The 26,990-nt window shown below is 34.1% G+C and carries 29 protein-coding genes; 4 read left to right on the plus strand and 25 right to left on the minus strand.

Annotation, left to right across the window (positions count from 1 at the left end; all coding sequences use genetic code 11):
• Positions 1-29: 29 nt before the first annotated feature.
• On the minus strand, positions 30-1,310 hold the full coding sequence (locus AABL87_RS09210; protein ID WP_341277232.1) for a gliding motility-associated C-terminal domain-containing protein: 1,281 nt from the start codon (positions 1,308-1,310) through the stop codon (positions 30-32).
• A 1,146-nt stretch (positions 1,311-2,456) separates the two neighbouring features.
• On the opposite strand from AABL87_RS09210, the gene AABL87_RS09215 reads away from it, so the two are divergent.
• Positions 2,457-3,086 (plus strand): TetR/AcrR family transcriptional regulator, encoded by a 630-nt coding sequence (locus AABL87_RS09215; protein ID WP_006258211.1) that lies wholly within the window; start codon positions 2,457-2,459, stop codon positions 3,084-3,086.
• 73 nt (positions 3,087-3,159) lie between these two features.
• Here AABL87_RS09215 and AABL87_RS09220 read toward each other — a convergent pair whose 3' ends face one another.
• The 10 genes from AABL87_RS09220 to AABL87_RS09265 form a co-directional block, all read right to left on the minus strand.
• Positions 3,160-4,047: a helix-turn-helix domain-containing protein gene (locus AABL87_RS09220; RefSeq protein WP_341277233.1), complete on the minus strand. Its 888-nt coding sequence runs from the start codon at positions 4,045-4,047 to the stop codon at positions 3,160-3,162.
• A gap of 80 nt (positions 4,048-4,127) precedes the next feature.
• Complete coding sequence (locus AABL87_RS09225) at positions 4,128-5,039, minus strand: urea transporter (protein ID WP_006258213.1); 912 nt, start codon at positions 5,037-5,039, stop codon at positions 4,128-4,130.
• Between the two features lie 41 nt (positions 5,040-5,080).
• Complete coding sequence (locus AABL87_RS09230; protein WP_286397442.1) at positions 5,081-5,869, minus strand: urease accessory protein UreD; 789 nt, start codon at positions 5,867-5,869, stop codon at positions 5,081-5,083.
• A gap of 1 nt (position 5,870) precedes the next feature.
• Positions 5,871-6,509: an urease accessory protein UreG gene (gene ureG / locus AABL87_RS09235; protein WP_016649139.1), complete on the minus strand. Its 639-nt coding sequence runs from the start codon at positions 6,507-6,509 to the stop codon at positions 5,871-5,873.
• Positions 6,510-6,521: 12 nt separating this feature from the next.
• Positions 6,522-7,214 (minus strand): urease accessory protein UreF, encoded by a 693-nt coding sequence (locus AABL87_RS09240; RefSeq protein ID WP_025125063.1) that lies wholly within the window; start codon positions 7,212-7,214, stop codon positions 6,522-6,524.
• Between the two features lie 3 nt (positions 7,215-7,217).
• Positions 7,218-7,715, minus strand: coding sequence for an urease accessory protein UreE (locus AABL87_RS09245; RefSeq protein WP_341277234.1), 498 nt, complete (start codon positions 7,713-7,715; stop codon positions 7,218-7,220).
• 88 nt (positions 7,716-7,803) lie between these two features.
• On the minus strand, positions 7,804-9,525 hold the full coding sequence (ureC, locus tag AABL87_RS09250) for an urease subunit alpha (RefSeq protein ID WP_341277235.1): 1,722 nt from the start codon (positions 9,523-9,525) through the stop codon (positions 7,804-7,806).
• A complete protein-coding gene (gene ureB / locus AABL87_RS09255; protein WP_341277236.1) occupies positions 9,522-9,896 on the minus strand; it encodes an urease subunit beta in 375 nt (124 codons plus the stop codon). The genes ureC and ureB overlap by 4 nt, the downstream gene beginning before the upstream one ends.
• Before the next feature lie 16 nt (positions 9,897-9,912).
• Positions 9,913-10,215, minus strand: a complete 303-nt coding sequence (gene ureA, locus AABL87_RS09260) for an urease subunit gamma (RefSeq protein WP_006258220.1) — start codon at positions 10,213-10,215, stop codon at positions 9,913-9,915.
• A 130-nt stretch (positions 10,216-10,345) separates the two neighbouring features.
• Entirely contained in the window at positions 10,346-10,726 is a 381-nt protein-coding gene (locus AABL87_RS09265) for a hypothetical protein (RefSeq protein ID WP_341277237.1), read from the minus strand.
• Positions 10,727-10,884: 158 nt separating this feature from the next.
• Here AABL87_RS09265 and AABL87_RS09270 point away from each other — a divergent pair, with 158 nt between their 5' ends.
• Both AABL87_RS09270 and AABL87_RS09275 read left to right on the plus strand, forming a co-directional pair.
• Positions 10,885-11,355 (plus strand): OsmC family protein, encoded by a 471-nt coding sequence (locus AABL87_RS09270; protein ID WP_286403803.1) that lies wholly within the window; start codon positions 10,885-10,887, stop codon positions 11,353-11,355.
• A 47-nt stretch (positions 11,356-11,402) separates the two neighbouring features.
• Positions 11,403-12,566 (plus strand): erythromycin esterase family protein, encoded by a 1,164-nt coding sequence (locus AABL87_RS09275; RefSeq protein ID WP_341277238.1) that lies wholly within the window; start codon positions 11,403-11,405, stop codon positions 12,564-12,566.
• Positions 12,567-12,667: 101 nt separating this feature from the next.
• Here AABL87_RS09275 and AABL87_RS09280 read toward each other — a convergent pair whose 3' ends face one another.
• The 12 genes from AABL87_RS09280 to AABL87_RS09335 form a co-directional block, all read right to left on the minus strand.
• A complete protein-coding gene (locus tag AABL87_RS09280) occupies positions 12,668-14,362 on the minus strand; it encodes a Fic family protein (RefSeq protein ID WP_341277239.1) in 1,695 nt (564 codons plus the stop codon).
• Between the two features lie 164 nt (positions 14,363-14,526).
• Positions 14,527-16,953 (minus strand): TonB-dependent receptor, encoded by a 2,427-nt coding sequence (locus tag AABL87_RS09285; protein WP_341277240.1) that lies wholly within the window; start codon positions 16,951-16,953, stop codon positions 14,527-14,529.
• A 213-nt stretch (positions 16,954-17,166) separates the two neighbouring features.
• Positions 17,167-17,673, minus strand: coding sequence for a GNAT family N-acetyltransferase (locus AABL87_RS09290; protein WP_016649130.1), 507 nt, complete (start codon positions 17,671-17,673; stop codon positions 17,167-17,169).
• Between the two features lie 8 nt (positions 17,674-17,681).
• Positions 17,682-18,449, minus strand: a complete 768-nt coding sequence (locus AABL87_RS09295; protein WP_039329999.1) for an ABC transporter ATP-binding protein — start codon at positions 18,447-18,449, stop codon at positions 17,682-17,684.
• Complete coding sequence (locus AABL87_RS09300; RefSeq protein ID WP_341277241.1) at positions 18,446-19,444, minus strand: FecCD family ABC transporter permease; 999 nt, start codon at positions 19,442-19,444, stop codon at positions 18,446-18,448. The genes AABL87_RS09295 and AABL87_RS09300 overlap by 4 nt, the downstream gene beginning before the upstream one ends.
• A 7-nt stretch (positions 19,445-19,451) precedes the next feature.
• Positions 19,452-20,459, minus strand: coding sequence for an ABC transporter substrate-binding protein (locus tag AABL87_RS09305; RefSeq protein ID WP_006258229.1), 1,008 nt, complete (start codon positions 20,457-20,459; stop codon positions 19,452-19,454).
• A gap of 144 nt (positions 20,460-20,603) precedes the next feature.
• Positions 20,604-21,053: an urease accessory protein UreE gene (locus AABL87_RS09310; protein WP_073145031.1), complete on the minus strand. Its 450-nt coding sequence runs from the start codon at positions 21,051-21,053 to the stop codon at positions 20,604-20,606.
• Between the two features lie 7 nt (positions 21,054-21,060).
• Positions 21,061-21,768 carry a hydrogenase nickel incorporation protein HypB gene (hypB, locus tag AABL87_RS09315; RefSeq protein ID WP_006258231.1) on the minus strand — a complete coding sequence of 236 codons (708 nt, stop codon included), beginning with the start codon at positions 21,766-21,768 and terminating at the stop codon, positions 21,061-21,063.
• Positions 21,769-21,778: 10 nt separating this feature from the next.
• Positions 21,779-22,126, minus strand: a complete 348-nt coding sequence (locus AABL87_RS09320; protein WP_131540990.1) for a hydrogenase maturation nickel metallochaperone HypA/HybF — start codon at positions 22,124-22,126, stop codon at positions 21,779-21,781.
• Between the two features lie 457 nt (positions 22,127-22,583).
• Positions 22,584-23,204 carry a hypothetical protein gene (locus tag AABL87_RS09325; protein ID WP_073145032.1) on the minus strand — a complete coding sequence of 207 codons (621 nt, stop codon included), beginning with the start codon at positions 23,202-23,204 and terminating at the stop codon, positions 22,584-22,586.
• Positions 23,205-23,220: 16 nt separating this feature from the next.
• Positions 23,221-23,898, minus strand: coding sequence for a hypothetical protein (locus AABL87_RS09330; RefSeq protein WP_341277242.1), 678 nt, complete (start codon positions 23,896-23,898; stop codon positions 23,221-23,223).
• Positions 23,899-23,997: 99 nt separating this feature from the next.
• Positions 23,998-24,366: a winged helix-turn-helix transcriptional regulator gene (locus AABL87_RS09335; RefSeq protein WP_006258236.1), complete on the minus strand. Its 369-nt coding sequence runs from the start codon at positions 24,364-24,366 to the stop codon at positions 23,998-24,000.
• A gap of 94 nt (positions 24,367-24,460) precedes the next feature.
• Between AABL87_RS09335 and AABL87_RS09340 the strand changes: the two genes are divergently transcribed.
• A complete protein-coding gene (locus AABL87_RS09340; protein ID WP_006258237.1) occupies positions 24,461-25,063 on the plus strand; it encodes a nitroreductase family protein in 603 nt (200 codons plus the stop codon).
• A gap of 245 nt (positions 25,064-25,308) precedes the next feature.
• Here the strand turns inward: AABL87_RS09340 and AABL87_RS09345 are convergent, their stop codons facing one another.
• Both AABL87_RS09345 and AABL87_RS09350 read right to left on the minus strand, forming a co-directional pair.
• Entirely contained in the window at positions 25,309-25,797 is a 489-nt protein-coding gene (locus tag AABL87_RS09345) for a MarR family winged helix-turn-helix transcriptional regulator (RefSeq protein ID WP_341277243.1), read from the minus strand.
• Between the two features lie 70 nt (positions 25,798-25,867).
• Positions 25,868-26,386 carry a DinB family protein gene (locus tag AABL87_RS09350; protein ID WP_071307580.1) on the minus strand — a complete coding sequence of 173 codons (519 nt, stop codon included), beginning with the start codon at positions 26,384-26,386 and terminating at the stop codon, positions 25,868-25,870.
• Positions 26,387-26,990: the final 604 nt, after the last annotated feature.

Raw genomic sequence — 26,990 nt, forward strand, 5'->3', positions numbered from 1 at the left:
ATAACTCTATTAATCATTTTCTTTTAACTTTATTCATTCTCTAAATGTAAGTATCCTTGTTTCTTGATAATTCTAGCTCCTCTAGCATCAGAATATTCGTATGTTAAGACGTAGAAGTAAGTACCTGTTGGTAGTTTAGCATTTTTATTCATAGTACCACGCCCTTCTGAATATCCTTTAAATACATTACCATTACTATCATAATTGGTTGTTTCGTACACCTTAGCTCCCCATCTATTAAAGATCTGTACTTTGTTATTAGGGTAACGAGTAATATTATCAATAATAAAATAATCATTCTTACCGTCTCCATTAGGAGAAACAGCGTTATATACGACTACATCACCATCTAACATTACATCAGTATTTACTGTCCCTAAAGTGAAGAATCCATAACCATTTACAGCAGTAGCTGTAGTTACTTCTTTATTTGCGATATCTACTACTCCTCCTTCATCTACCCAAATAAGATTATGTGAATCCCAACGGATAATATGTAAATCTTTTTCTGGATTTAGTAACATCTCTTTCAATGTAGTATTCTCGCTCCAACTCAAGGTTAGCAAGACATCTCCTTCTGTATTATTCCCTTTATCTACTAACCAAAACTCTTTTGTATTCAATAAATTAATTACTCCAGATTTATTACTATGAGATTCGAAAAACTGTTTATCATCATAAATATATCTACTAACATAAACAGATTTATCACTTTTAGGAGCAGAGATCTTAGCATATCTAAAGTTACCTTTATTTCCTTGAGGGAACATAAACTCATCGTTTCCTATTTTCTCTATCTCACCATCAGCAAAGCTTTTATCACTCACATTAATTGCTTTTGCTCCTTTTTGGAAACTGATCATCCCTTTTGATAATCCTGTTGTAGTATTCAAAGTCGAGTCTACCTTTACAATTCCGTCTTGAAAGTCCATTGTTCCATAGACATCTATATTTGTTTTCAGATCAAAAGCTCCAGCTGTCTGGGGATTGTTTAGAACTACATCATAAAATTCAGTAAATGAGTTACCCGAAATAGTTTGTACACCTGTTTCGTTCTCATATCTACTAAACACGACTTTACCTGTCTTCGCATTTTTACTAATGCTATAGATACCTTCATTTGTAAAATCATTAAAGAAATAAACAGTACCATCATTAGTAAAGTCACCTTTCTTTTCGTTAATAAACTCCGCTACAGTACCCATTTCTGTACCTGGCATAACGGATAATATTCCTTCATTTACAGTTTGTGCTGAAGCAATACATGGCACTAGCCCAAGAATTATTAAACTGATATTCTTCTTTTTCATAACTACTCTTTTTATTCATTTTATCCCCAGCTTTAAAAGCAATATTAGCTTTCAATCTCTGGTTTTTTTAACCTTATCCCTACGAGGTCGTTTTACAATAAAACCAAAAATCGCACCAATTAATCTATTTTGTATAAAATTTTGTACCTAATCATTCTTCTATTAGATCTTTTCAGCAATTTCACTAGTCTCAAACACCTATAAAACGAACACACTATTTATTATTTTATCATAATTACTAGCAATACAAAAATAGAACTTAACCAACAATATTTAATACTACACAAACATTTATACACAATAAATAAAAATATTATACAAATACACGATTAAAACTCATAAAATAACAATTATAAAACCTAATTTATAAAACGCCACTAGTCACCATAGGTGACTCCCTATAGTATATAGACTCCTCTTTTATACCTCTAGTGATTAATTGTTAAATTACATTCTTATTTCACAACAAACAATCGCTAATTGTGAATATTTTATTTTTTAGTGCTTTTACCATTTATTCAGCTCCTCTCCCTGTCTATGCAATCATTAAAACTATATTTAAAAAAAATAAGAGCCAAATACCCTAAGATACTTGACTCTCATTATTACTTTTCTTTTTCATTAATATTATACATTATCTAGCAATTATACAGGATGCTAAAAAATTTAATAGATGACTGATTAAAAAACATAGGTTCTAGTTAGATAATACACTAACTAGAAACCTACTACAAACAACGTATCTATAATTCGGCCAGAACTATATTTTATCGTATAACTATAAAGCGCAGTATTACAAGAAATGTGTTATAAACTCTCTTACAAGAGAATAAATCACGACAACAGCACTTAATATCCATTTTATCATAATACTTCTATTTATGGCGTTATACCTATTTTTTACAATTACTTCTTTACAGTCTATAAACAAGAATATTGACTCTAATTCTATTTTCAACAAAGCCTCTAACCAAATCAATACTTCTTATTAAAAGAAATATTCTTAACAGAAAACATTAAGTATCCTTCATTAATACTAAGATTTCAATACCTAGAGAGTCTCTTATGAAGAGCAAATATATAACAAATCACTTAATGGTGACTTAATAATTAGTACTTTTGATAAAATATTTTTTTTACTTCATTATGTCAGAGAAAAAGGAAAAACCAAGAGAGAGAAATAAAGAAAAAAGTAAAGAAACATTACTTCAAGCAGTAGGAATAATCTTAAAGGAAAAAGGCTATTCTGCTCTTAAAGTAAATGATATCGCTGCAACGGCAGGCTTAGACAAAAAACTTATCTATAATTACTTTGGAGGTGTAGATCAATTACTTGATGAGTATATCAACTCCCAATATTTTTGGAACAATATAGATCCTGATTTATTGTTAGACGAAGCCACTAAAGATGGCGGAAAAGAAATGGGTAAAGCATTATTAGCTGAACAATACGACTTTGTTCAACAAAACAAGGAGTTTCAAAAACTAATGCTTTGGCAATTATCCGAAGACAGAGATTCTTTAAAAAGAATTATAACTAAACAAGAAGATATAGGAGAAGTTCTATTCAAGAATGTATCTGATCATCACTTTGGTGATAAAGCAGATAATTATCGCGCTTTAATGGCTATTCTTGTATCTGGGGCTTATTACCTCAACTTATACGCTGAACACAATGGAAGGTATTTCTGTGGTATAGACCTCCACAGTGATGAAGGAAGACAAAAGATAAAAGAAGCAATGAACTCTATTATAGACAAGGCTTACGAAAAGTAAAAAACAAGAAAGAGAATAGTATAACTTATATCTATTCTCTTTCTTGTTTTAAACATTGTCAATACTAGACAAGTTATAATATAAACTTATGTTTGCGATAATCACTAGGTGAATATCCTGTCACCTTTTTAAATAACCTTGTAAAATAAGAAGGTGAATTATACTTTAATTCAAAAGCAATACCTGCGATATCTCTTGTTTTATCTTGTAAGAGTATTTGACTATGTAAGATACTGATTTCATTAATCCATTGTTTAGGCGGTTTATTAGTAGCTTCTTTGACACATTTATTCAGATAATTCTCTGAGATGTGAAGAAGGTTAGCATAAAACAGAACATTCTTATGATCAATATGAAATTTCTGTACCAACTCTCTAAAGCGAAAAGCAATATCTAGTTGTCTACTCATCGGAGTCTTCTTTTCCATATCTGCACGAATTACCTTCATTAATATAGCCTCTAATAAGGTAACACAAATCTCTACATCTCTATTTTCACTTAAAGATTCTTCTTCTAGCAAATTCAGTATTCTACCTACCCAACTCGCATTCATCTCATTAAGCTTTACATGAGGATTCATGGCAAAAAACTTTAAATCAGTTGCTCCTAATGATATATCTGTAACCACATCGTTCTCATATATAACAAAATACCCCCTGATATCCTCTGATATAGATAGGGTTGCTGTTATATTTCCATTCTTGACATTGATAATCTCATGTTTAGACAAAGTATAAGCTCCACTATCTAAATACTGTGTCATCTCCCCCGTAGTCAACATAATCATAAAATTAAATGTGGTACGATAAGGGATAACAGGCATTAAAATTCCCCTTAAATAGTCTTCTAAACGATAAACTTGAATCTTGCTATCATTCTCTAAATAACTATTATCCAAATAAGGCAAAAACAACTTCTTATACTGATAGTTGTTCAATATTTCAATAGACGGCTTCGACATATTTCAACCAAATAATTAAGGCAAATTTTATAAAATAAATAGATCATTATCAATAGTCTATAGCTAATATTTTGCCAATATTACTTAGATATTCTATCAATAAGATTAGTAATTCCTAGTTCTTCTAATTTCTTCACTATCCATTTGTCTAACTGCTTGATAGGATACATCACCCACATCGCAAATACAAAAGGGAATGTCAAAGTAGTCCATCCATACTTAATCATAAAAATATCGAAATAGGTAGAGATAATTACACTGATTAACACATACATTCCTGCACGTACTTTATCCTCTCCCATAGCAATACCGCATAATACCGCATTAAAACTAAATACTCCTTCACTAATTAAAGCATTAGAGGCATGACTACTATGCGAAATATACACACTGACAATCACTGCTACAAAACCATATAATGCCTGTATAGGTCGGCTGATAAACACTCCCAAAAAGAATACAACTCCTGCTACAAAGCTCCCTTGAAATAATACTTGTCCAAAAGCATGGCCTTGAATTAAAAAGTCATCTAACTCTTCTATATCTACAAAGTGCTCAGGTACAGAACGAATAGCTAAATCAGGGATACTTAGAATAAACAGTGAAATCCAAGTAAAAAGAATAAAAGGAAATGTATAAGCTGGTAATTCCTTTTTTATTGCCCATCCCATTATAATGGTTGATAAAACAGATGAAATAATCATCATCGCATATACCCAAATACTAGGTTCAAAATAGAATATTAAAGCTACCCCTATCAGACATGAATTAAACCCATATAGTCCATTCTCTATGTCCTGCCTATCAAATCTCAATAATTTTGCTGTTATAATAGCTACTATATTACTCAGAGATGCCGCTAAGGCCATATTGGTAGAATCGTAATATATTGCTGCCAAGAACAGCATTCCTGTTATTGCATTGGCTTGTAACATAATCTGTCCAAAACCTCTAAAAAAGGCCTTAAAACAATGAACTATAAGTTCTTTCATGGTTTTATTTTTGAGTTTTTAATTAAAATCTACTTAGGCTGTTATAAAAACAACTCATCCCATAGCTTCTGTTGAATTGTTTGAAATATATTGAATAACTTTTCTGCCCCCTGTCCTAAAACTCGAATCATAAAACCATCTCCTTCTAATAAGCTTATACCGAATTCGATTCCTTCTTTCTCTCCATACTGTTCGTAGAAATATTCTATGTATTCTAGTACAGACACATTGGCGGTATTGTAATAAATCAGAGTTCCCTGATGAGTATACCCCTCTAAAATACCTATCTCTTTAATAGGCATTAAGTCAGGTTGTAACAGTACATTATCCTTTACTTTAAGCTTACCTTCTACATAAATCTCAGTCAAATTCTGAAAGTGATTGTACTCAAACTCTTCTCCTGATAATTTCCTTCCACAAGTAATAATATCAGAAAGTAAAAAATGACAATCTTCCTTCATTTCTACTTTATTACGACTGATAAAAGTAGATGAACTCTGGGGTACTACCGGATGAGGAATATAGGCAAAGGCACTTCCCTTTTTCATATCTATTACAGTGGTTTGCATCGACTTATTCTTCATGTGAAAAAGACGTTGATACGCTTGTGTCTGTAATTGAAGTTTAGTGTACTTAGCAAGGTGAATAGAGATGCGATGATCATCATTGTCTAAGAGTCCTGGAGAAGAACTCATAATCATTAGATAAGCTGCCTTATCTCTCTTATATTGCCCTACTGGTACAATTCGAAAAGGTTGAGTAACGTAAGCGTCCTTTAAATAAGAAGCTCCCTCACGTTGCTCAACTCTAATGTCTAATGATGAAATCATACTATCTCAATAAATTAGGTTCTTCAATATCCTCTAACAAAGCATATTTTTTAATCCAACCGACTATTTCTTCTAGTCCATCTCCTGTTTTTAAATTAGAAAATAAAAATGGAGCTCCTTTTCTCACTCGTCTTGCATCTGTCTCCATCACATTAAGATCGGCTCCTACGTAAGGGGCTAAGTCTTTCTTATTGATTAACAACAGGTCAGAACGTGTAATGGCTGGTCCTCCTTTACTTGGCATCTTTTCTCCCTCTGCTACATCTAATACGAAAATAGTAATGTCGGCTAAGTCAGGGCTAAAGGTAGATGATAAGTTATCTCCTCCACTCTCAATAAAAATCAACTCTAAATCAGGAAAACGACTAGCTAACTCATCTACAGCTTCCAGATTCATACTCGCGTCTTCGCGTATAGCAGTATGAGGACATCCTCCTGTCTCTACGCCTATAATTCTATCTTTTGGCAATAGACTATTCTTAGCCATAAACTCTGCATCTACACGAGTGTAAATATCATTTGTAATTACAGCTAGATCATATTCATTTAATAATCGACGACTCAATCGTTCCAGTAGAGCTGTTTTACCTGATCCTACAGGCCCTCCTACTCCTATTTTAATATATTTTCTATTTTCCATATTGTTATTTGCTTATGATAAATAAAGTCTTGAATAAAGGCGTTCGTGTTGCATACATCTGATATCAAAACCAATATTACACAGACCGATAAGGTTTCTATCCATTACTAACGACTCTTCACTTAGTTTCAATAAATCATCGTGTAAGTAATACAGGATATCTTGTCCATCTAGTTGTCCTAGTGGTACTAGCTTTACCGCATTAGTGACCATACCTATAGCTGCATTGTAGTAATATGCATGCATAGCTTCTACTAAAGGAATTTGCATTACTGCTGCAAAGACTCCATAGAGAATACAATAGTGATTATAAGTCTCTTTTGCCTTAATCAATTGTTCCCATTGTTGTACTACAGCATGCTCTCCACTGTATCTACTAAATATCTTATATAGACGCAATCCTAACTTCTGACTACCTTGTCTTATTTCCATTGGCCCTTTTAGTGCATTACACTCTTGATCCAATGCGATTAATTCTTTGATATCTCCTAACACAGTAGCATCATAGGCCAACTTCATCAGTGCTGCATCATTGTACTTAATATTATACCATAGATTATGTCTTATATACTGATCTGCTGATATCTTATCACATACCATCCCATTCTGTACATAGGTCTCTAACCCATTAGAATGTGTATATCCCCCTATGGGTAATGCTGGATCTGCTAAATGCAATAACCTTCCTAAAAATGACTCTTGCATATTCTATAATTTTAATGATAAACTACCTTTAGGCAGTGTAAACGTAAACTTCTTATGCTGTTCAAAATCAACATTTGCATTTAGTGGACAGCGCAATTTCTTTTCTACAATTTCTATTGTATATCCATTTTTATCAAACCACTCTTGCATAGAACGCTCATAAGGCATGTATAAACTATTATCTTCAGCAAATAGCGGAATGTGTTTATTTCCTATTTCATAAGCCACTAAACCTAATGTAATCATATCAGATGAAGTAAAAGCAATAGCCTCACAAGGCAAAATAGATACCATGATTACTTTTTGCTGATCTTCATATAGGATATCTCCATCTTTTAAACTCTGCCCTTTACCTAAAAAACGAATAGCAATAGATAGTCCATCAGCTGTCACTAGACGCTGGATACGCTTGTCTACTTGATACCATTCGATGTATAAATAATCGATATGCTTCTCTATCTCTTCTGACTTACAATTTCTTATCGCTTGAGTTACTAGCATGCTTACGTTTACTTAAAAATGAGAATACAGGGCTAAAAAGCCCTTGTATTCTCTTGTTGTTGGTTTATTTGTTTGTTGTTTATATAGTTTAAAACAAGAAATATCGCTGTCCTAGTGCCACCTCATCTATTGGTTTGCAAGTGATTTTCTTACCATCTATACTTACCTCATAGTTCTCAGGATTCACAATAATCTCTGGTGTGGCATGATTGTGAATCATATCTGCTTTAGAGATATTACGACAGTTAGTCACTGGAAGTAACGTTCTAGCTACTCCATATTCTTCTTGAATACCTTTTTCTAGAGATATCTTAGAGACGAAGTTAAAACAAGTGTTAGTTACTGCTTTTCCTAGTCCCCCATACATCGTTCTCAAGATAATAGGTTGAGGCGTTGGAATAGACGCATTCGCATCCCCCATCTTAGACGCAGCTATCATTCCTCCTTTAATAATCATCTCTGGTTTTGCCCCAAATAAAGCTGGTTTCCATATTACTAAATCAGCTATCTTACCTGGCTCTATAGAACCGATATAGTTAGATACCCCATGAGCAATAGCAGGGTTGATTGTATACTTCGCTACATATCTTTTTGCACGGAAGTTATCATTCCCTGTTCCTTCATCCTCTGTTAGACTACCGATTTGTTTCTTCATCTTATCAGCTGTTTGCCATGTTCTAGTGACTACTTCACCTACACGTCCCATTGCTTGAGAATCAGAACTCATGATACTAAATACTCCTTGGTCTTGCAAGATATCTTCAGCCGCAATAGTCTCAGGGCGAATACGCGAATCTGCAAAAGCTACATCTTCTGGAATATCTTTACTCAAGTGGTGACACACCATCAGCATATCTAAGTGCTCATCGATTGTATTCTTTGTAAATGGTCTTGTCGGGTTAGTTGATGCAGGTAATACATTAGGGTACATTGCAGATTTTATAATATCAGGTGCGTGTCCTCCTCCAGCTCCTTCTGTGTGGAATGTATGGATTACACGTCCATTAATTGCTTGCATTGTGTCTTCTAAGAATCCTCCTTCATTTAACGTATCTGTATGTATCGCTACCTGCACATCATATTGATCTGCTACAGATAACGCTCTATCGATAGTAGCTGGAGTAGCTCCCCAATCCTCGTGTATCTTTACTCCTAAAGCTCCTGCTTCGATCTGTTCGATAATAGGCTGTTCTGTACCTACATTTCCCTTTCCGAAGAAACCAAAGTTCATAGGTAAGTGATCCACAGCTTGCATCATGCGCTTCATATACCACTTACCAGGAGTCACAGTTGTCGCATTTGTCCCATCTGCTGGCCCAGTACCTCCTCCTATCATGGTTGTCACTCCACTGTATAGGGCTGTCTCTATCTGTGTAGGACTGATATAGTGAATATGAGTATCTATACCTCCTGCTGTAACGATATACCCTGCTCCTCCATGTACTTCTGTAGAAGCGCCGATAATCATATTAGGGCTTACATCATCCATCGTATCAGGATTACCTGCTCTACCTACACCTACTATCTTACCATCTTTAATACCAATATCTCCCTTTACGATACCCCAGTGATCAATAATAATTGCTCCTGTAATTACCATATCTAGCACCCCTTCATGACTAAGGTGATTAGATGATTGCATCATTCCATCACGTACAGTTTTACCTCCACCGAACTTGCTCTCATCACCATAACTTGCAAAGTCTTTCTCTACCTCAATAATGATTTCTGTATCTCCTAGACGCACTCTATCTCCTACTGTAGGACCAAAGATCGCACTGTAGTTTGCTCTACCAACTTTTAAACTCATAATGATTTGTTTTTAAAGTACTGTTTCTCAACTTTTTTCATTGCTACAGCTTTAGCTTCTTCAGAGATTGTTTCTCCATTGGCTAAATCGTTATGTCCATATATCTTTCGTGCACCTGCATAAGGTACTAAGTCTACCTCTTTTTCTTCTCCTGGCTCAAAACGAACAGCTGTACTGGCAATAATATTTAATCGTTTACCAAATGCCGCAGCACGGTCGAACTCCATCATTTTATTTACTTCAAAAAAATGATAGTGAGACCCCACTTGGATAGGTCTATCTCCTTTATTAACCACTGTAATGGTAGTAATCTCTCTACCTTCATTACAGATAATATCTTCCTCTTTAATAAAATATTCTCCTGGAACCATTTGTTTTCGTATTAAATTATCTAATAGGGTTGTGTACTGTCACTAGCTTTGTTCCATCAGGGAAAGTAGCTTCTATCTGTACATCGTGAATCATCTCGGCAATTCCGTCCATTACATCTTCACGTGTTAATAGTGTAGCTCCATACTGCATTAACTCTGCTACTGTTTTTCCATCTCGTGCCGCCTCTAGAAGCTCACTACTGATATAGGCTATAGATTCAGGATAATTTAGTTTTACCCCTCTAGCCTTGCGTTTTTTGGCTAATTCACCAGCCAAGTGCAAAAGCAACTTTTCCGTTTCTCTCGGTAATAAATGCATATATATTTTTAATTAAAATTGAAAAAATAGAATAACACTCCAACATAGATTTAACTATATTGGCTACATATTGATTGATTAACTAAGTAGCAAAGATTTGACCACAATTACCCTGTAGTCATTATTTTTTTTAAACTATCCCATGAGGAATCTTAAGTGACTGATATAGCAAATATTTCGCTCTATGCTGTTGCAGATAAGCAGATACATTGTCCTCACTTAAAACGGGTGTAGTAAAACGCTCATTAAAAACGTATGTATGCAGAAAGTGTGGTACATCACCTAAATCTATTTTATCACTAGAAAAGTCATTAGTATCTAACGAGTTTAAATACTCCACTTCTATTTGACAAAAAACTTTAGATGCATCTTTCTTACTAACTTGATCAGATAACAAAACCTTACCTGATACGGCATAATTCTTCCCTGTCTCTACACGTTGGCTTGCAAATACAAATCCAAAATGAAAGAGAAAAAAACACAAAACGATAATTCGAGATAATGCTTTCATAACAGCGTTAAATACCTTGTTCTTAATTATGCCACAAAGATAAAATCTATATACTCCATCTAATAGCACAAATCTTGACTATACTACCATAAAATAGGCAATTGAGAACATAAATCGTTAAACTTGTCCTTATCTTTATGAACACAAAACACACAACAATGAAAACACATAACTATCAAGCTACCATAGAGTGGACAGGTAACAAAGGAACTGGAACTGATAACTACAAGAACTATGAACGTGATCACAGAATCAGTATAGAAAATAAAGTCCATATTCTTGGCTCATCTGACCCTGCTTTTAGAGGAGATAAGACCAGACACAACCCTGAAGATATGCTTATTTCTTCTCTATCTTCTTGCCATATGTTGTGGTACTTACACTTCTGCTCTGTAAATAATATTATTGTAGTAGCATATACAGATCATGTGACTGGTGTAATGATAGAAGAAGTAGATGGCAAAGGTAAATTCACTGAAGTAACACTCCATCCTACGGTAGTTGTAGCTAATAAAGATATGGTCGAAAAAGCAAAAGAACTACATCATAAAGCCAATGAATATTGCTTCATTGCTAACTCAGTAAACTTCCCTGTGAAACACACCCCTACTATCCTTGTACAACAATAGACACACGAAATCCGTACACTCCTCGTTAGTATAATAAATATATCCTTATGCTACCATCACATATTAAAATATTTCAATACCTATTATTGTTTTTAAGTAGTCTTTACATTTCTACTAATTATGCTCAAAACAAACTTATTGTCAATGACATAAAAGACAAATCAATTGTAGCTCTTGGAGATGCGAATCATACTGATTATACAGCGAGTACACTTAGAGTAGAACTAATAAAAGAACTAGTAGAACAACATAATTTCAAGATCATTGCTCTTGAATCTAATTTATATGAAGTGTATCAGGCTTTTGAACAATACAAAATCACTGGCCAAGTTGGGACAATAAATAATGCTATTTTTTTTATCATGAGAAATAAACCTCTTGAAGAGTTGTTTATCTATCTAAAAGAACAATATGAGAAAGGTAATCCTATCAAAGTAGTTGGGTTTGATGCTGACTTCTCTGGTGAGTATTCAGATACTATTTTCACAAAAGCTATAACAGAAACTCTTCATGATACCACTCTAAGTTGTACATCTATATCTTCTAATGAGTTTGAGAAGCACTTTAAAAATATAACTATTACCAATCTTAAAGCATTATTTCGTACTAAAAAAGATTACAATATTGTTTATGACTATCTTCAATGTTATCTAACCCAAATAGAAAGTAATCCAGTATTAGAACAAGCTTTAAACAATCTGATAAAAAAAATACAAGCAAAAAATAGCAAGACTGACTCAGATAATCATAGAGATCAATTAATGTATGAGAATATATTATTCTTAAAAGAACAATATCCTAATGAGAAGATAATCTTATTTGGTTCTTCTACTCATTTTATTAGAAAACCAAAGGCTATTGAATCTTCTTTTATGCAAAATAACAGAATCACTTTAGGGTCTCTATTAGCTGATAACTTTAAAGATGATTACGCTTTTATAGCTTATACTGCTATAAGTGGAAATTCGTTAGGCTTCTATGGTAAAAAACATAAATTAAAAGAAGCAATACCAAACTCTATCGAACAAATCATAGCATCCAATCACAACGAAGAAGCAACTTCTCATTATCTCAATAAAAATGATAAAATTATGGCTCAAGCAACATACTCTCGTTTTTTAGGTAATATGTTCCTTAAGATGAATATCCTAGAAGTTGTCGACGGCATTGTTTTAATCCAAAATAATAATACTGAAACCCTAAAGAAGTAATCATTCTTACTAGATACTCCACAATACTAATACATATTTCTAAAAAAAATCAAACATCCTATAATCACTACTAAAGAATAAAATCAACTCATAGCATTCTACTACGGTTTCTTTTTAAGTAAACTCTTTGCTGTTGCTTTCCCTTTTTCAGTTAAATAGTACCTCTGGTTACGGCTCGTAGGTTTATCAGGTATTGTCAAAGCAATATATTCTCTTTCAAGTGCTGCTTGCAAGTAATTTCTTCTAAAATTATCTCTATTTAGTAGCCCTAATTTCTCTTGTAATTCTTCTCTACTGTGTATATCAATAAAAGCTTTTAAAAGCTCTATAACTTGTGGACTATCTTGCATGGTATCATGAATGCTATCTTGCACGTTGTCTTGCATGGTGTCTTGCACGTTATCTTGCACGTTATCCTGCATGGTGTCTTGCACGTTATCCTGCATGGTGTCTTGCACGTTATCTTGCACGTTGTCTTTCACGTTATCTTGCATGTTATCTTGCATGGTGTCTTGCATGGTGTCTTGCATGGTATCTTGTACGTTGTCTTGCATGGTGTCTTGCACGTTATCTTGCACGTTATCTTGCATGGTGTCTTGCATGTTATCTTGCATGGTGTCTTGCATGTTATCTTGCATGGTGTCTTGCACGTTATCTTGCATGGTGTCTTGCAGGTTGTCTTGCATGGTGTCTTGCACGTTATCACGTTCAACAAGTACAATTGGTTCTACTGAAGGAAGGGTAATCTTCAAGAAGTTTTCTGAAAACTGAAAGCAATCTGTACCATAGGCCTGCAATATTCTAGGGACACCGGACCCTAACTGTTCTACTAGGTCCAGGTCTTTAAATATTCGCATAATCTCTTTATTTCGCGGTACAGAGAAACCATAAAAAAACTCTTCTTTTGACAGTCCGTCAGGCAATCCTCCATAGGAAGTAATCTCTAGTCGATCATCGAATATCTCAAACTTAGGAGCGATCTCTCGAGTATAATCATTGTGTACAAAGGCATTTAAAACAGCTTCTCGCAAAGCGATTACATTCCATAAACGCCTTTCTTTCCTTTCTTTTGCTGTGATTTTAGCTAGAGTCCGATTCTCTACATTTAATTTATCTAGTACTTGGTGAGTTGCTTTTATCAGTGATTCATAACCAAACTCATTACTCTCTTCTAACTCTACCCTATCTAACCCTATATAACGAGCTACTTTAACAGAGACACTATTGCTATCACTCATTAGATAAGCGACATAATTATATTCTTCTTTCTCGGTTAAAAGCTCTAGATTAGTAGCGAACTGCTCATTCAATGTCTTATTGATAAACTGAAAATAGATATGTAATTGTTGGAACTGTAACTGTTGTTTAGGAGACCTAATCTTACTAATAGAGTTCCTAGTTCGTTTACTATACAAATCTTCTATTAGTTTAGTAGTCATGGGTTCTGAAGAGCTTCCTATTCTAATAAACGTTCCTTTCTCTGACATTCCATATTTCTTGATATAATAAGGTTTCTCAGATCCTCCTGCTATAATAATTTTTATAACATTCTTGCCCTCTGTATTTTCAACAACTAGATCAAATAGCCCTAAACAGGAAGGAAGTATATTAGTCTTTAAACGATCTTTAATAACTAGTTGATCCTGATCAAGATTCTTTACTCCTATAGGGATACCTTTATTATTAATACCTATATAGAGTACACCTCCTTCATTGCTATTTAAAAAAGCGACAACTTCTTTTTCTAAATCTGAAGTTAACTGTTGTTTAAATTCTAGATGCTTATTTTCGAACATAACTTTAGCATTATTAACCACAACTAAAATACTGATTACGAAACCAATAAAATAAATCAATTCAAAGAAGCTTAATCTTTTTTATCAAATAAAGAACCTCAATAGAATATATATCTATTGAGGTTCTTTAATTGTCACAAATTTAAAATCTGTGATAGAAATATCTAAAAATTGTATCCTAAAGACACCATCACATTACGAGGTGCGCCTGCGAATACTCTCGTATAGTCAAAACCTCCAAGGAAGTAATATTTATCAAATATATTATTCACATTCACAGCTAATTTAAACTTATCTAAGTGATAATACACTGCTGCATTCGCCGTCATATAAGCTGGTAGATATCCCCACTGAGCATTCCCCTGAGTATCTTTACCTACACTTTCACTTAACCTTCTCTGATCGACATAATAAGCTCCTGCTCCGAATCCCAACCCTTTAAGTGCTGTATCTGAAAAAACATACTTTAACCAAATACTAGCTGAATTCTTAGGAGCTCCAGGTAACAATTGTCCTTCTTCTGAAGCGATAGCAGACTCTTTTACCTCTGTGTCATTATAAGTATAGTTGGCCATAATTTGAAACTCTTTTGTAAGCTGTCCTCTCATATCTAACTCTACCCCTTGAGAGATTACTCTACCTGACTGTCTATACACTGGTAATCCTGCTTCTGTCAACTGCCCTGTACCGATAAGCATATCTCTTCTCTCAATTCTAAATAAAGAGAAATCCATTTGCAACTGATTATCAAAGAAACCTGTTTTTAGCCCTGTCTCTACTTGGAAACTCTTCTCTGACTTAAACGCACTATCCGCTCCGTAATCTTTATAATTTGCTACAAAGTTAGCAGCCACTGGCACATACCCCTGAGAATAACTAGCGAAATAATTAATCTTATCATTGATAAGGTAAGTTAACCCAACTCTAGGTAGCCAAGTATTCTGAGTCGCTGTAAAAGGAACCTTGGTATCTGTACTCTCTGACTTATAACTCTCATGTCTCAATCCCAATACCATTTTTAATCTTTCTCCTACAGAAATCTGATCTTGGATATAAACTCCTGTGCTCTTATAAGGGCTCATAAAAGGATATTGTGTGTTTGATCTCCATACATAATTAGTAATATCAGCGCCTTGATATACAGGATTATTCATGTCAAAAGTCAAAGCTACTACCTCTCCATTTTCTTTCTTACTGCGCGCCTCGCGTTGATAGCTATTTTTATCGCCCTTATACTGTGCATAATCAACTCCTACTACGATATGGTGGTCAATATTTTTGCCATATTTATCCCATTTTAAGTACGACACGAAGTTATCCGTATACTCCTTACCATGACGATCAAAGAAACGCAGATTCACCACTGTGTTCTCAGGTGGGTTAGCATACGTATTTAGTGTTCTGTGCTCATTTAAATCTTCTTCATAGATAGACTTCATATAATTCACATGTAGATTTACATTATCTGTAATACGTTGTGTTAAGCGTCCACTAAGTGTCGTAGTCTTTGTCTTAAAATAATCTGAAGGTTGGCTCAAGGTAAATGTACGTGGCAAAGCGTATAAATCTCCTCCCTTAGTACTCATACCTCTATCTAAATAACCATTGAATTGATCGAATACTAAATCTACATCAAACGTTGTTCCCTCCACTGGTTTAAACGTGAACGAAGGTGCTACTGCGAAGTTCTTGCGGTTATTAATATCTCTAAAGGTTTTAGAACTTTCGTACCCTGCATTTAAACGATATAATATCTTCTTATCTTTATCAATAGGTCCTCCTACATCAATAGTAGTTCTTAAGGTCTCAAAGCTCCCTGCTGAGAAATTAATTAATCCTTTGTGATTTTCTAATGGTTTTTTAGTCACCATATTAATCGTTCCTCCAGGAGCAATATCTCCAAATAAAGAAGCCCCTGGTCCTTTAAGTACTTCAATACTCTCAAAGTTAATCGTCATCGGCGAACGATAGTAACTCTCTCCAAAACCATAGGCAGAACGCATTCCATTTATGAGACGAATACCATTGTCATAACCACTTTTAAATCCACGGATAACAAACTCATCATAGACTGACGCCTGTGTAACACCTGCCAAATCAGGAATCACATCTGCTACTTGGAACACTTGTTTGTCCTCCATTAACTCACTTGATACAATCGAAATAGACTGAGGCAAATCCTTTATTCTCCCATTGTACTTTCCTCCTAATACTGTAGAGTTGGTTAAATAAGAATTATTTCTTCTTGCCGTTACTAGAATCTCTTGTAATTGACTCACATCTTCTTCAAGCTTAACAACAAAACCTTCTTTATAGCTCTCCTCTGTAAGTTCTACTGACTTCTGCTTATAGCCTAGGGCATTAATCTGTAATAACAGAGGAAACTGCACTTGATCTATTGTTGTAAACTCCCCTCGTTCATCACTCTCTTCTACACGATCAGTATCGATCGTAACAGTAGCATAAGCTATGGGATTATTCTTCTCTCCTAATATTCTACCCGATATCTTCTGAGAAGTTTGGGCATTAGAGAGATAAGGAAGTAATAGAGACAATGCTATTATTCCTGATTTACGTAAATATGTTTTCATTAGTAAATGTGTTTCTTAATTTATATCCGATATAGATCTCCTAAAGTTTGTTACTACTTGGGAATGAATCCGTAGTAAGTCCGTTATGAGTCCGTAGTGAGTCCGTTATTTAGCTTAAAATAACGGACTCACCATGAACTTATATTATAATTACTCTATTCTTATTCAAAGCAGAAGGTGCTGTAAACTCATAGTCACTGTTTACAATCTATACTAATTATCCCTAACTGTTCTATCCATATGCAGTGTCTCAAACTCACCATACATCGTCGTTTTAATGAGTTGAAAACCTTGTTTTTGCCAATATTCAAAAGCTCCTGTTAAGAAAGGATGTGTATGTAAATACAGTATATCTATCCCTTTCTCCTTCGCTACTTCTAATAAAGCATTAAACAACATGGTTGCTAATCCCGTTCTTCGATAAGCAGGTTCTACAAAAAGACGAGCGACCTCTACGGTACGATTATCTCTATAATCTAAATAGTCAAAACGATAATCATAAGGCATTATTCCTATCACACCCATGATATTATCATCATGATCTCTTGCCTGTAGAAAACATCCATGAGGGTGTAAAAGATAAGTCTGTTCAAAGTGTAAAAGGTCTTGGGGGACTATAGTACTATCTAACATGGGAAAAAGACCTTTTCTAAATGCTTTGACATATTCTTTTATATCTTGAGCTTGATGTAACTCTACTTTACTGATCTGAATATTCATAATACCAACTATATTAAAGGCATAAACATAGGTTTGCCTTGATTATCTATACGGTGTAATGGCAACTGATAAGTCTCTTCTAACAATCGGTGTAACTCTTCCCCTTGTACCTCTTGAATATCTATCAACTGTTTATTTTGCATCAGATAAAATCGCTCTCCATACATAAACGCAAGATTGGGGTCATGCATTACACAGAGTACAGTAGTACCTTCTTCTGCTAATTGTTTAATACACTTCAATACTGCTACCTGATAATGTAAATCTAAATGATTAGTAGGCTCATCAAGCATCAACACCTCTGGCTTTTGCACTAATACTCTACACAATAAGACTAACTGACGCTCTCCACCCGAAAGTGAGGTATAAGGCTTATCTATCAGATGAGATAATTGAAAGCGAGATAATATATCGACTACCTCTTGAAAATCTTGTTCTGCAGGAGCAAACTTCGCAAAAGAAGCCCTCCCTGTTAGAATAACTTCTTTCACTGTAAAGGGAAAAGTAGTCTGATGAAACTGATTTAAGAATCCTATACGCATATATTGTTCTTTTCCAAGTTTAATCATTCTGCGTTCTTGTCCATCAAAGCACACCTGTCCGTGATACTTCTTTTCTAAACCTGCTAGGATATTAAACATCGTAGACTTACCACTTCCATTTCGCCCTAGTATAATAGAGAGTTTACCTCGCTCAAAAGACGCATTCACCCTGTCTAAGACCACTTCTTTAGCGTAAGAGAACACTAAGTCTTGTATTTCTATCAACTGTCTCATACGCTCCAACTGGTTAAACTCTTCTTCATCAAATAAATAAATATAGGTGCTCCTATAATCATGGTAAACACGCCTACTGGAATCTCAAAAGGCATTACAGCACGAGAGAAATCATCTATCAACAATAGAAAAGAACCTCCTATACTGATATTAGCCCAAACACCAATATTGTTATTAGGTCCGAATACCATTCTACTCATGTGAGGCACGATCAGTCCGAATAGACTAATCACTCCAACTGCAGCTACCGAAGAAGCAGTAATCATCGTCGCTACACAGATAAGAACAAGCTTCAAATACTTCGGGTTCACCCCTACGGCTAAAGCTTCATTATCTCCTAACGACAAAAGGTTAAGTTTCCAACGCAGTAATACAATTATAAATAAACCCAAAAGTATAGGTGCAAATGCAGTGTATACTTTAGACCAAGAAGCAGTGTGTAAGTTTCCCATTGTCCACTGCACTATAGCTTGTAGTTTATAAGGGTCACTCATATATTGTAACAAGGTTAGCAAAGCTGTAAATACTCCTGATACGATAATTCCTGACAAGACCATACTTACTATAGAAGTACGACTCCCTGCATAAGATACTGTATAAGTCAATGCTACAGCACATATCCCAAAGGCAAAGGCAGACAGATTAATCGATATAAAAGGAAATAGCATAGCTAGAGCAGCTCCGAAGGCAGCTCCTGAAGAGATACCTAAAGTAAAAGGGTCTACTATAGGGTTGCGAAAGATAGCTTGTAACACTCCTCCTGATACAGCAAGAGAGGCTCCTACTAAAAAGGTTAAGATAATACGGGGCAAACGCACTTTCCACAAAATCGTCTCTATCGGGTCTGTAGAAAGTTCTGAACTGCTAAACCACTTCACAGTATGGCTAAATAGCTCTGCTGGAGATAAAGTCCCCGTAGTTCCCAACATAAGAGACCCTATTAATAACCAAATAGGGATAACCCACAATAACCCAACTTTAATGCTATATCTCATATATGGTTTATTTCTGACCTTTTGTATTGTATAATATATTCATCGCTTCATCTATCTCTGCTCTTAGTGCATCTTCTGTGTACTCAGGGTAACTCCATTGACGAACTTGTTTGGCAAATAATAAAAACTTCACTGTGTGAGGATCGTATAAGAATGAAGGTTTCATGACCTTTACTTGTTTATTTACTACTGCAGGTAGATTAGCTAATTCGCTTAACCCATATACATCGCGCTCATTAGAGTTCCACAGAAGGATGATATCAGGATTCCATTTGTACAGCATCTCCGCTCCTACATTAGGAGCTTGCATCTCTAAAGGGCATGCATTAATAGCACCTGATAATGTAATCGCCATATCCATTAAAGTACCTTTACCCGAAGTAGAAAGCACTCGTCCTTTAGACCAAGCGTAATATACTTTTTTAGGACTTTCTACCTTAGAAGCTTCCATTTCTACTACTTCTTTTTCTATATAATCTGTGATTTTAGTAGCACGATCAGCTTTCCCCAGTAGTGTTCCTATTCCCTTAAGTTCACTGATAATTCCTTTTTGATCTTCACTCGCAATGGTAAACACAGCGATACCTAAATCTTCTAGTTGAGCTACAGCTTCTGCATCTTGATCAAAAGTGATGACTAAGTCTGGCTGAAGTCCTATAATCGCTTCTACATTAGAAGACCCTCCACCGAAAGTAGGTGTGGCAATCTCTTTCTTAGCCATGCGACTATCTAAAGTAGATAGAAAAGAGAAAGTATCTTCATTCAAATAAATTTGTTGAGGGATCCCCACTAACTTCTCTTGTGCATCTAACATAAATACATCATCTACCAGAGCCTCGTATAAAGCCACTACTCTAGTAGCAGGCTTAGATAGACGAACCTCTTTACCACGACTGTCTATAGCTACAAGCTCTGTTGAGGTAGGTTCTGTAGATTGTGTTGATTCTGTACTTTGTTTGCACGATTGTAATAATACAAGTGAAAACAATACAGTTAATAAATATCTTAATTTCATAATTCTTAGAATTTACTCGTCACAGATTGCAAATCTGCGACAACTGAGTTGCGGTTTACAGTTAACAGCTTACAGTTAACGGTCTACAGTTTACGGTTTACAGTACTATCAGGCTTCTGTTTCCTGTTTTCAGTTTTCAGTTCCCTATTTACTGTATTTCTTTTTAAGCAAATGTTGTGTGAACAACTGTCTCTTCTCTAAGACAATATTATTTGCAAACTTGTTTGCCAATTGTTCATATAGATTACCATCATAAGGCACTAAGAAGCTGTTATCGCCTTCTATAAATACAGGTAAATGTCTATTGCCTATATAAAAAGAGAAATCTGCTACCTCTTGCCCATTATCCGATTTAAACTGTATTGCTAAAGTTGGTTTAACAACTAGTTGAGCTATTAATTCTCCTTGACAATACAATGCATCAGCGTGTTGCCAGTCCCTATTCTCCTTCAGTAGATGTAGTTCAACCCCGTTAGTAGTCAATCGATGAAATAGATGCTTTTGTGTTTCGAACCATTCGATTTCAAACACATCTATTCCCTCAACAATTCGTTCACGAGGTTGAATATCATCTATATAAATTGTTTGTTGCATAAGTGAGTTACTCTGCTGCGTTTGCTTTTTTAGCTTTTACACGTTCTTTTAACCATTCGCACCACTCGTCTATCCCCTCTCCATTCGTTGTACTGATTGTCAATACTTCGATATTTGGGTTAACCTCTCTAGCATCTTTCGTTACATTCTCTACTGTAAAAGGAACATAAGGAAGTAAGTCGGCTTTAGACACTAACATTAATTCACTAGTCAAAAACATACGAGGGTATTTCTTAGGCTTGTCATCTCCTTCTGTAGTCGCTAATAAAGTAACTCTATAGTCTTCTCCTAAATCAAAAGCAGATGGACATAATAAGTTCCCTACATTCTCTATGAATAATAAATCCGTTCCTTCTAAGTCAATATGATCTAAAGCTTGAAGAATCATCTGTGCTTCAATATGACACATTCCTCCTGTTACGATCTGAAGTGCATTTAACCCCACTTCTTTCATACGAACAGCATCTCTATCAGTCTCTGGATCTCCTACTAATACTGATATGTTTAAGTCTTTTCCTAGACGTTTACCTGTTTCTTGCATTAAAGTCGTCTTACCAGAACCAGGAGAAGAACAAACATTAATAACACAAACATTCTTTAAGCGTTCTCTAATAGCATTAGCTACAAAGTCATTTGCTTTTAACAAGTGTAATGTGGTATTATCACATTGTAATGAACCTACGCGATTTCCTAAACTTTTTGGATTCGATGCCATAAATAATGATTTATAATGATTGTTTAAATATTACTTTTGAAATATATAATTCGTTGCCTTGTACAATATCAGCTGACGGAGTACCACATGGGCAAACAAATCGGTGATACTCTACCTTAAATTCTTTATCACAACTGTGACAATGCGCTATGATATCATTGACCACCACCTCTAACTCCATGTCTCTATAGACCTCATTATCGATGATAAAGGCATCAAAGGCGTTCTGTATCAGCACAGGCTGTACATTAGATAACAACCCTGCTGTGACCTGTATTTTCTGAATATCTTCTACTTTAGCCTCATAGTGCTCTTCTAGTGTAGAAAAGATATCTTTCACGATTGACAATTCATGCATCGCTTTACATTTTAATTCTATATATACTCTACTATAACAGATAAAAAGGTATCTACAATTTTTAGACCCTTTTTTGTTTAACTGTGAAACTTGAAGTAATTCTTTACAGTTAAACTGTTTTTTGATTAGTGTGGATTCTCGCTGATTAGGTCAGTACTATTCTTTTCGGTTTGAATAGACACTAATTTCACTTTTCTTTACAAAATACTTTAAAGTGGTATTTCTAAGAATTGCTGTTGTTAATAAATCAAAACCAATCACATACTAGCCACGCCCCCTTTATTAACGGTACAAATGTAAAAACACTTCTCCATCAAGAATAGCACAAATCTTGACTATACTACCATAAAATAGGCATTCACATTTCTTTAAGAGTAGTGGATATAGGAGAATCAGGGAACGGGACGCTGAGTAGTAAGAAACAAAAAAGTCGAATATCTAATGATACTCGACTTTGTTATTTTTTCTCTCTATGCTTTTTAATTGGGATATAATCTCTAAAAGTAAAAACGACTAATAATAAGAAACTACCTAGAATCAAGTATTTCTTATTACCCATTTGTTCATAAAACTCCATTGTACGATTGCGTTTCAACTCAGGAAATAACGGCTCGTTTGTAATAGAGTCAACAATTATGATATCATCTAGCATATTAATATTTTCATTATAATATTTATCATGTACACAAATTATCTTATCATCAAGCACTATATACATTCCTCCTTTCAGGTAAAGCGTTTCTAGTATACGAATATAACTAGCATACTCCATTTTTTCTCCTAGCAAAATATTAACTCCACTATCATAATCTTCATTCTGTGCTATTTTGTCTATTTCATTTACTATTTTATTGACAGTTGAAGCATCATTTTCAATATTTCCATTTAAACTAAAATCAACAAAAGTCATTTTTTCAATAGGAATATTTCCATCAAAAGTACATGCACCAATACCCTCTCCCATACGAACAACTATAGCACTATAAGCCTTATACGAATTAGTATAACTAAAATACCACATACACATAAGTGGCAGTAGTATGATACTGATCATTCCAGGTATGTAATATTTCTTCATAATCTATATCTTTATTTTATCCAAACTTAGCATTTAAGAACTCTTCCCTTTCTAAACCTAAACAATCTGCAAAATACTTAGCAATCATTTCTCTAAGCTCCTTTTCATTCATTGTATTAGGATCTCTTCTACTCTTAAAATAGTTTTTCTCAACCATTAGTTTGACCAACTCACCTACTGTATCAACTTTAAACTCTTCTCCATTCTCAAATATAATTCCTCTTAAAAAATATAATACCACAATACCTAATGTCACAAGAAGAAATTGTTGAAAAAAAGCAAAAATGACTAAAACAAAAAAGAACAACCACAACATTAAAACTTTGTATTCCTTGGGTTTAAATACCTTTAATTTAAAACCTAAATCTTCTTCTACCCTTTTGATATTCTCAATGCGATTCTGTTTAGGAAATAATTCTTCTAATCGAGTATTCGGTTTTATATCAGACTCGTTTGTATACTTGTGAAGAATTGTTCTTAGTTTATAAAAAGCTTGTTGAGAAGTACAATCCTCTCTCTTCTCTTGCTTAAAATAGCTAACTATTAAATCTAATATCTCAGCCACATTCCTTACTTCCGCAAGTTTCTGAGGATCTAAAGGCAAGTCATATTCATTCACAAAGTTTTCAATGGCATAGTCTAAATCCTCATATTGGTATCCTTTAAACACAAAAGGTTCTTTCACTTCCTCCATAACCAATTCATTTTTAAACAACTAAAATAACACTTATTCCTTTTCCCTAAACACAGAATCAAAAAAAAGATACTACATCTCTGTAATATCCTTTCTAAGTTATTCTAGGGAACAAGGAGGTGGACTCACCACGTGCACCTTGTCATTATTCTTGATAATCTCTTTTCCAAAATCAGAAATAGTCTGGATAAGAGGAAGCAATGTTCTTCCAAAATCAGACAATTCATACTCTACTCTTAGAGGAGGCTTACTAGTATACACTGTTCTAATGACAATACCATCTGCTTCTAACTCCTTAAGTTGTAAACTCAAAGTACGCTCTGTGATATTGACCAAATCTTTTCTAAGCTCACTGTATCTCTTTTTTTCGGCAAGGTACTTTATAATTGCAGCTTTCCATTTACCTCCTATAAACCTCATCGTCACACTCGTACTACAAGGATAATCTTTATCGTCTATACTATACATCAGTTACTATACTTTTTGACCGTTATTGCAAATATAAATCACTATACTTAAGTTTGCAACTATAAAAATGATAGTTTAATTTAATATTAGAAAAATGAGCTTTTTAGAAATTGCTAAAAGTAGATACACGACTAAAAAATATGATTCTACTAAAAAAATAAGTGGTGACAAAATAGAACAATTAAAAGATATACTACAACTAAGTCCTTCATCGATTAATAGCCAACCATGGAAATTTACTATTGTTGAAAGCACAGAAGTAAAAAATCTATTAGCAAGTAACTCAGCTTTTAATCAAACAAAGATAGAAGATGCTAGTCACTTAATTGTGTTCAATGTACTAAGTACAAAAGAATACTTTGAGAAATTGCGTTTAGAAAATGCAGCTGAAGGTTCTAAAATGTATTACAATAATTTTCTAAAACCTAAATCGGAAGAAGAGGTTACAGCTTGGTTAAAAAATCAAGTATATATTTCATTAGGATTCTTCTTAGCAGCTTGTGGTACAATGGGAATTGATGCAACACCAATGGAGGGTATTAATACCCTAGAGTTTGATAAGATTATCAATGAAGATGGAGTTTACAAAAGTGTTTTTGCTGTAGCAATAGGATACAGAAATTCTGAAGATACTAACCAACCATCTGTAACTCCTAAAAATCGCCTAGATAAAGAAACTACAATAGAAGTTAGATAATTAAACTACAACTCATGTTACTTCTAACAACAAAAAAGCCAAGAAATCTTATCCTTGGCTTTTTTGTTTTACACAATTGTCTTCTAAAACTCAATTCAAAACAAGCAACCCACATACTTCATAACGCATTTTAAAAGGTGTTTTAAAACACTTTACACATTTATCAAATATTCGTTCATTCAAACAAAAACAAGCTCTTAAAACAAGTTATTTTGAATTAAACAAAAAACCACGCCTAAGAAACGTTACTTCTCATCGTTCGTCGAAGTACTCTCTGAATGATTGTGATTCTCAAACAATAATTTCAAATTAAGATCAACAATAGGACGATAGGGTCCCAATACATTAAAAAAAGTATTGTCAACTTCCTCCACAACCTTCAATGCTTTTTGTAAAAGTTCCACTCCACTCGGAGTTAAAGTAATCACTTTTGCACGTGTATCCACAGGGTGATCTTTACGCTTAATTACCTTCTTCTCTTCGAGGGTTCGAAGTACTTTTGACACCATCATACGATCCGTATTACTGTGATTAGCAATATCTATTTGTGTAACATTACTCTCCTCTTTTGACAACCATCCCAAAGCAGACATCAAAACAAACTGTGTATGTGTAATGTCTAATTTATCCAATTCTCTCTTCATAGCTCTTTGCCATAACATCGTTACTTGCCATAACAAATATCCTGAACTTTCCTCTGGAGTACTAAACGGAAAACTTATTTGATCAGTCATAGATTACAATATAATTAATAATTATTACAATTTTAAAAAACACTTGTATTAAACACATAAGTTACCAAATCTATTCATTATCTCTATCTGATTTTTGTCTTAAGTGATGCGCCCAATGCATCGGTATTAATCTAAACCACTCACTAGCGTTTAAATAATCAAAGCCGGGATGTGGTGTTTTTCCTCCCAAATCATTTTTTAATAATTCTTTCCAAACACACATCATTTCGTCAACCTTCTGCAACCCCAGTTCAATTTCTTTTTTACTAACTGGAGTGATAGGAGTATACTCATCCGAAGCAGGTACTTTTATCTTCACAGGAGGAAATTTACCTAATATAGTATAGACCATAAATCCCTTAAAATTCTTTCTCTTATTACAGTTGTTTTTTGCCTTCACACAACACTCAATTTGCTTGCCATGAAAATACAATGTAGAATTAATTAGATGTAAATAAATCTGTCCTAAAGACCAATGATCTGCTGATCCATTTTTAGAAATTTCCACTTCAGAATATGTTTCTAATGCTTTTTTCCATACTTTTGAGACCTTCTCAAAGTCCCTAAAACTCTTCTCTACACTACTCATAACTTAAATATTGTTGTTGCAAATATAGTAATCACAACAACAATATCAAACACAAAAACAAACAAAACAAATAAATAAAATAGTAATTATTAATATTCAGGAACTTACAAGAATCATATAAAGTTTTAAATCATATTACTTTAAATACATACTTATTCAAACAAAAAATATTTTCACTTTAAAAATAGCATTTTTAACAAGTAAAAATGACATTAAAATATCTCCTAAAAAGACTGCCATTTTGACAAAAAATCTTTATCCCAAAAACAAGACATTTGCCACTCCCCTAAAACACATCAAGCTTCACTTGAGCTAAACAACACTTAAAGTAAAACTTTATATAATCAACATAACTTAATATACAAAATCGCCCAACCCTTCTTAAATAGAATACAAAACACCTCCTTATCTAACACAAAAAAGCATTGGTATAAGAACACAAAAACACCCTTTTTTTACAAAACTACCAGACACGATCTCCCACTCTTCTCTTATATATATGTATTAAAAAAACACATACTTTCCCTTCTTCTTTATTGCTTATCACTAAAGCTCATCAAATAAAAAGAACTACAATTCGTACGCAACAGATCTAGCAACATAA

The sequence above is a fragment of the Myroides sp. C4067 genome (assembly GCF_038039665.1).
In the GTDB taxonomy this organism is placed as follows: Bacteria; Bacteroidota; Bacteroidia; order Flavobacteriales; family Flavobacteriaceae; genus Flavobacterium; species Flavobacterium odoratimimum.

Coding starts and splice junctions, on each gene's coding strand:
- AABL87_RS09210 (WP_341277232.1), bottom strand. CDS start 1,310: ATGAAAAAGAAGAATATCAGTTTAATAATTCTTGGGCTAGTGCCATGT.
- AABL87_RS09215 (WP_006258211.1), top strand. CDS start 2,457: ATGTCAGAGAAAAAGGAAAAACCAAGAGAGAGAAATAAAGAAAAAAGT.
- AABL87_RS09220 (WP_341277233.1), bottom strand. CDS start 4,047: ATGTCGAAGCCGTCTATTGAAATATTGAACAACTATCAGTATAAGAAG.
- AABL87_RS09225 (WP_006258213.1), bottom strand. CDS start 5,039: ATGAAAGAACTTATAGTTCATTGTTTTAAGGCCTTTTTTAGAGGTTTT.
- AABL87_RS09230 (WP_286397442.1), bottom strand. CDS start 5,869: ATGATTTCATCATTAGACATTAGAGTTGAGCAACGTGAGGGAGCTTCT.
- ureG (WP_016649139.1), bottom strand. CDS start 6,509: ATGGAAAATAGAAAATATATTAAAATAGGAGTAGGAGGGCCTGTAGGA.
- AABL87_RS09240 (WP_025125063.1), bottom strand. CDS start 7,214: ATGCAAGAGTCATTTTTAGGAAGGTTATTGCATTTAGCAGATCCAGCA.
- AABL87_RS09245 (WP_341277234.1), bottom strand. CDS start 7,715: ATGCTAGTAACTCAAGCGATAAGAAATTGTAAGTCAGAAGAGATAGAG.
- ureC (WP_341277235.1), bottom strand. CDS start 9,525: ATGAGTTTAAAAGTTGGTAGAGCAAACTACAGTGCGATCTTTGGTCCT.
- ureB (WP_341277236.1), bottom strand. CDS start 9,896: ATGGTTCCAGGAGAATATTTTATTAAAGAGGAAGATATTATCTGTAAT.
- ureA (WP_006258220.1), bottom strand. CDS start 10,215: ATGCATTTATTACCGAGAGAAACGGAAAAGTTGCTTTTGCACTTGGCT.
- AABL87_RS09265 (WP_341277237.1), bottom strand. CDS start 10,726: ATGAAAGCATTATCTCGAATTATCGTTTTGTGTTTTTTTCTCTTTCAT.
- AABL87_RS09270 (WP_286403803.1), top strand. CDS start 10,885: ATGAAAACACATAACTATCAAGCTACCATAGAGTGGACAGGTAACAAA.
- AABL87_RS09275 (WP_341277238.1), top strand. CDS start 11,403: ATGCTACCATCACATATTAAAATATTTCAATACCTATTATTGTTTTTA.
- AABL87_RS09280 (WP_341277239.1), bottom strand. CDS start 14,362: ATGTTCGAAAATAAGCATCTAGAATTTAAACAACAGTTAACTTCAGAT.
- AABL87_RS09285 (WP_341277240.1), bottom strand. CDS start 16,953: ATGAAAACATATTTACGTAAATCAGGAATAATAGCATTGTCTCTATTA.
- AABL87_RS09290 (WP_016649130.1), bottom strand. CDS start 17,673: ATGAATATTCAGATCAGTAAAGTAGAGTTACATCAAGCTCAAGATATA.
- AABL87_RS09295 (WP_039329999.1), bottom strand. CDS start 18,449: ATGAGACAGTTGATAGAAATACAAGACTTAGTGTTCTCTTACGCTAAA.
- AABL87_RS09300 (WP_341277241.1), bottom strand. CDS start 19,444: ATGAGATATAGCATTAAAGTTGGGTTATTGTGGGTTATCCCTATTTGG.
- AABL87_RS09305 (WP_006258229.1), bottom strand. CDS start 20,459: ATGAAATTAAGATATTTATTAACTGTATTGTTTTCACTTGTATTATTA.
- AABL87_RS09310 (WP_073145031.1), bottom strand. CDS start 21,053: ATGCAACAAACAATTTATATAGATGATATTCAACCTCGTGAACGAATT.
- hypB (WP_006258231.1), bottom strand. CDS start 21,768: ATGGCATCGAATCCAAAAAGTTTAGGAAATCGCGTAGGTTCATTACAA.
- AABL87_RS09320 (WP_131540990.1), bottom strand. CDS start 22,126: ATGCATGAATTGTCAATCGTGAAAGATATCTTTTCTACACTAGAAGAG.
- AABL87_RS09325 (WP_073145032.1), bottom strand. CDS start 23,204: ATGAAGAAATATTACATACCTGGAATGATCAGTATCATACTACTGCCA.
- AABL87_RS09330 (WP_341277242.1), bottom strand. CDS start 23,898: ATGGAGGAAGTGAAAGAACCTTTTGTGTTTAAAGGATACCAATATGAG.
- AABL87_RS09335 (WP_006258236.1), bottom strand. CDS start 24,366: ATGTATAGTATAGACGATAAAGATTATCCTTGTAGTACGAGTGTGACG.
- AABL87_RS09340 (WP_006258237.1), top strand. CDS start 24,461: ATGAGCTTTTTAGAAATTGCTAAAAGTAGATACACGACTAAAAAATAT.
- AABL87_RS09345 (WP_341277243.1), bottom strand. CDS start 25,797: ATGACTGATCAAATAAGTTTTCCGTTTAGTACTCCAGAGGAAAGTTCA.
- AABL87_RS09350 (WP_071307580.1), bottom strand. CDS start 26,386: ATGAGTAGTGTAGAGAAGAGTTTTAGGGACTTTGAGAAGGTCTCAAAA.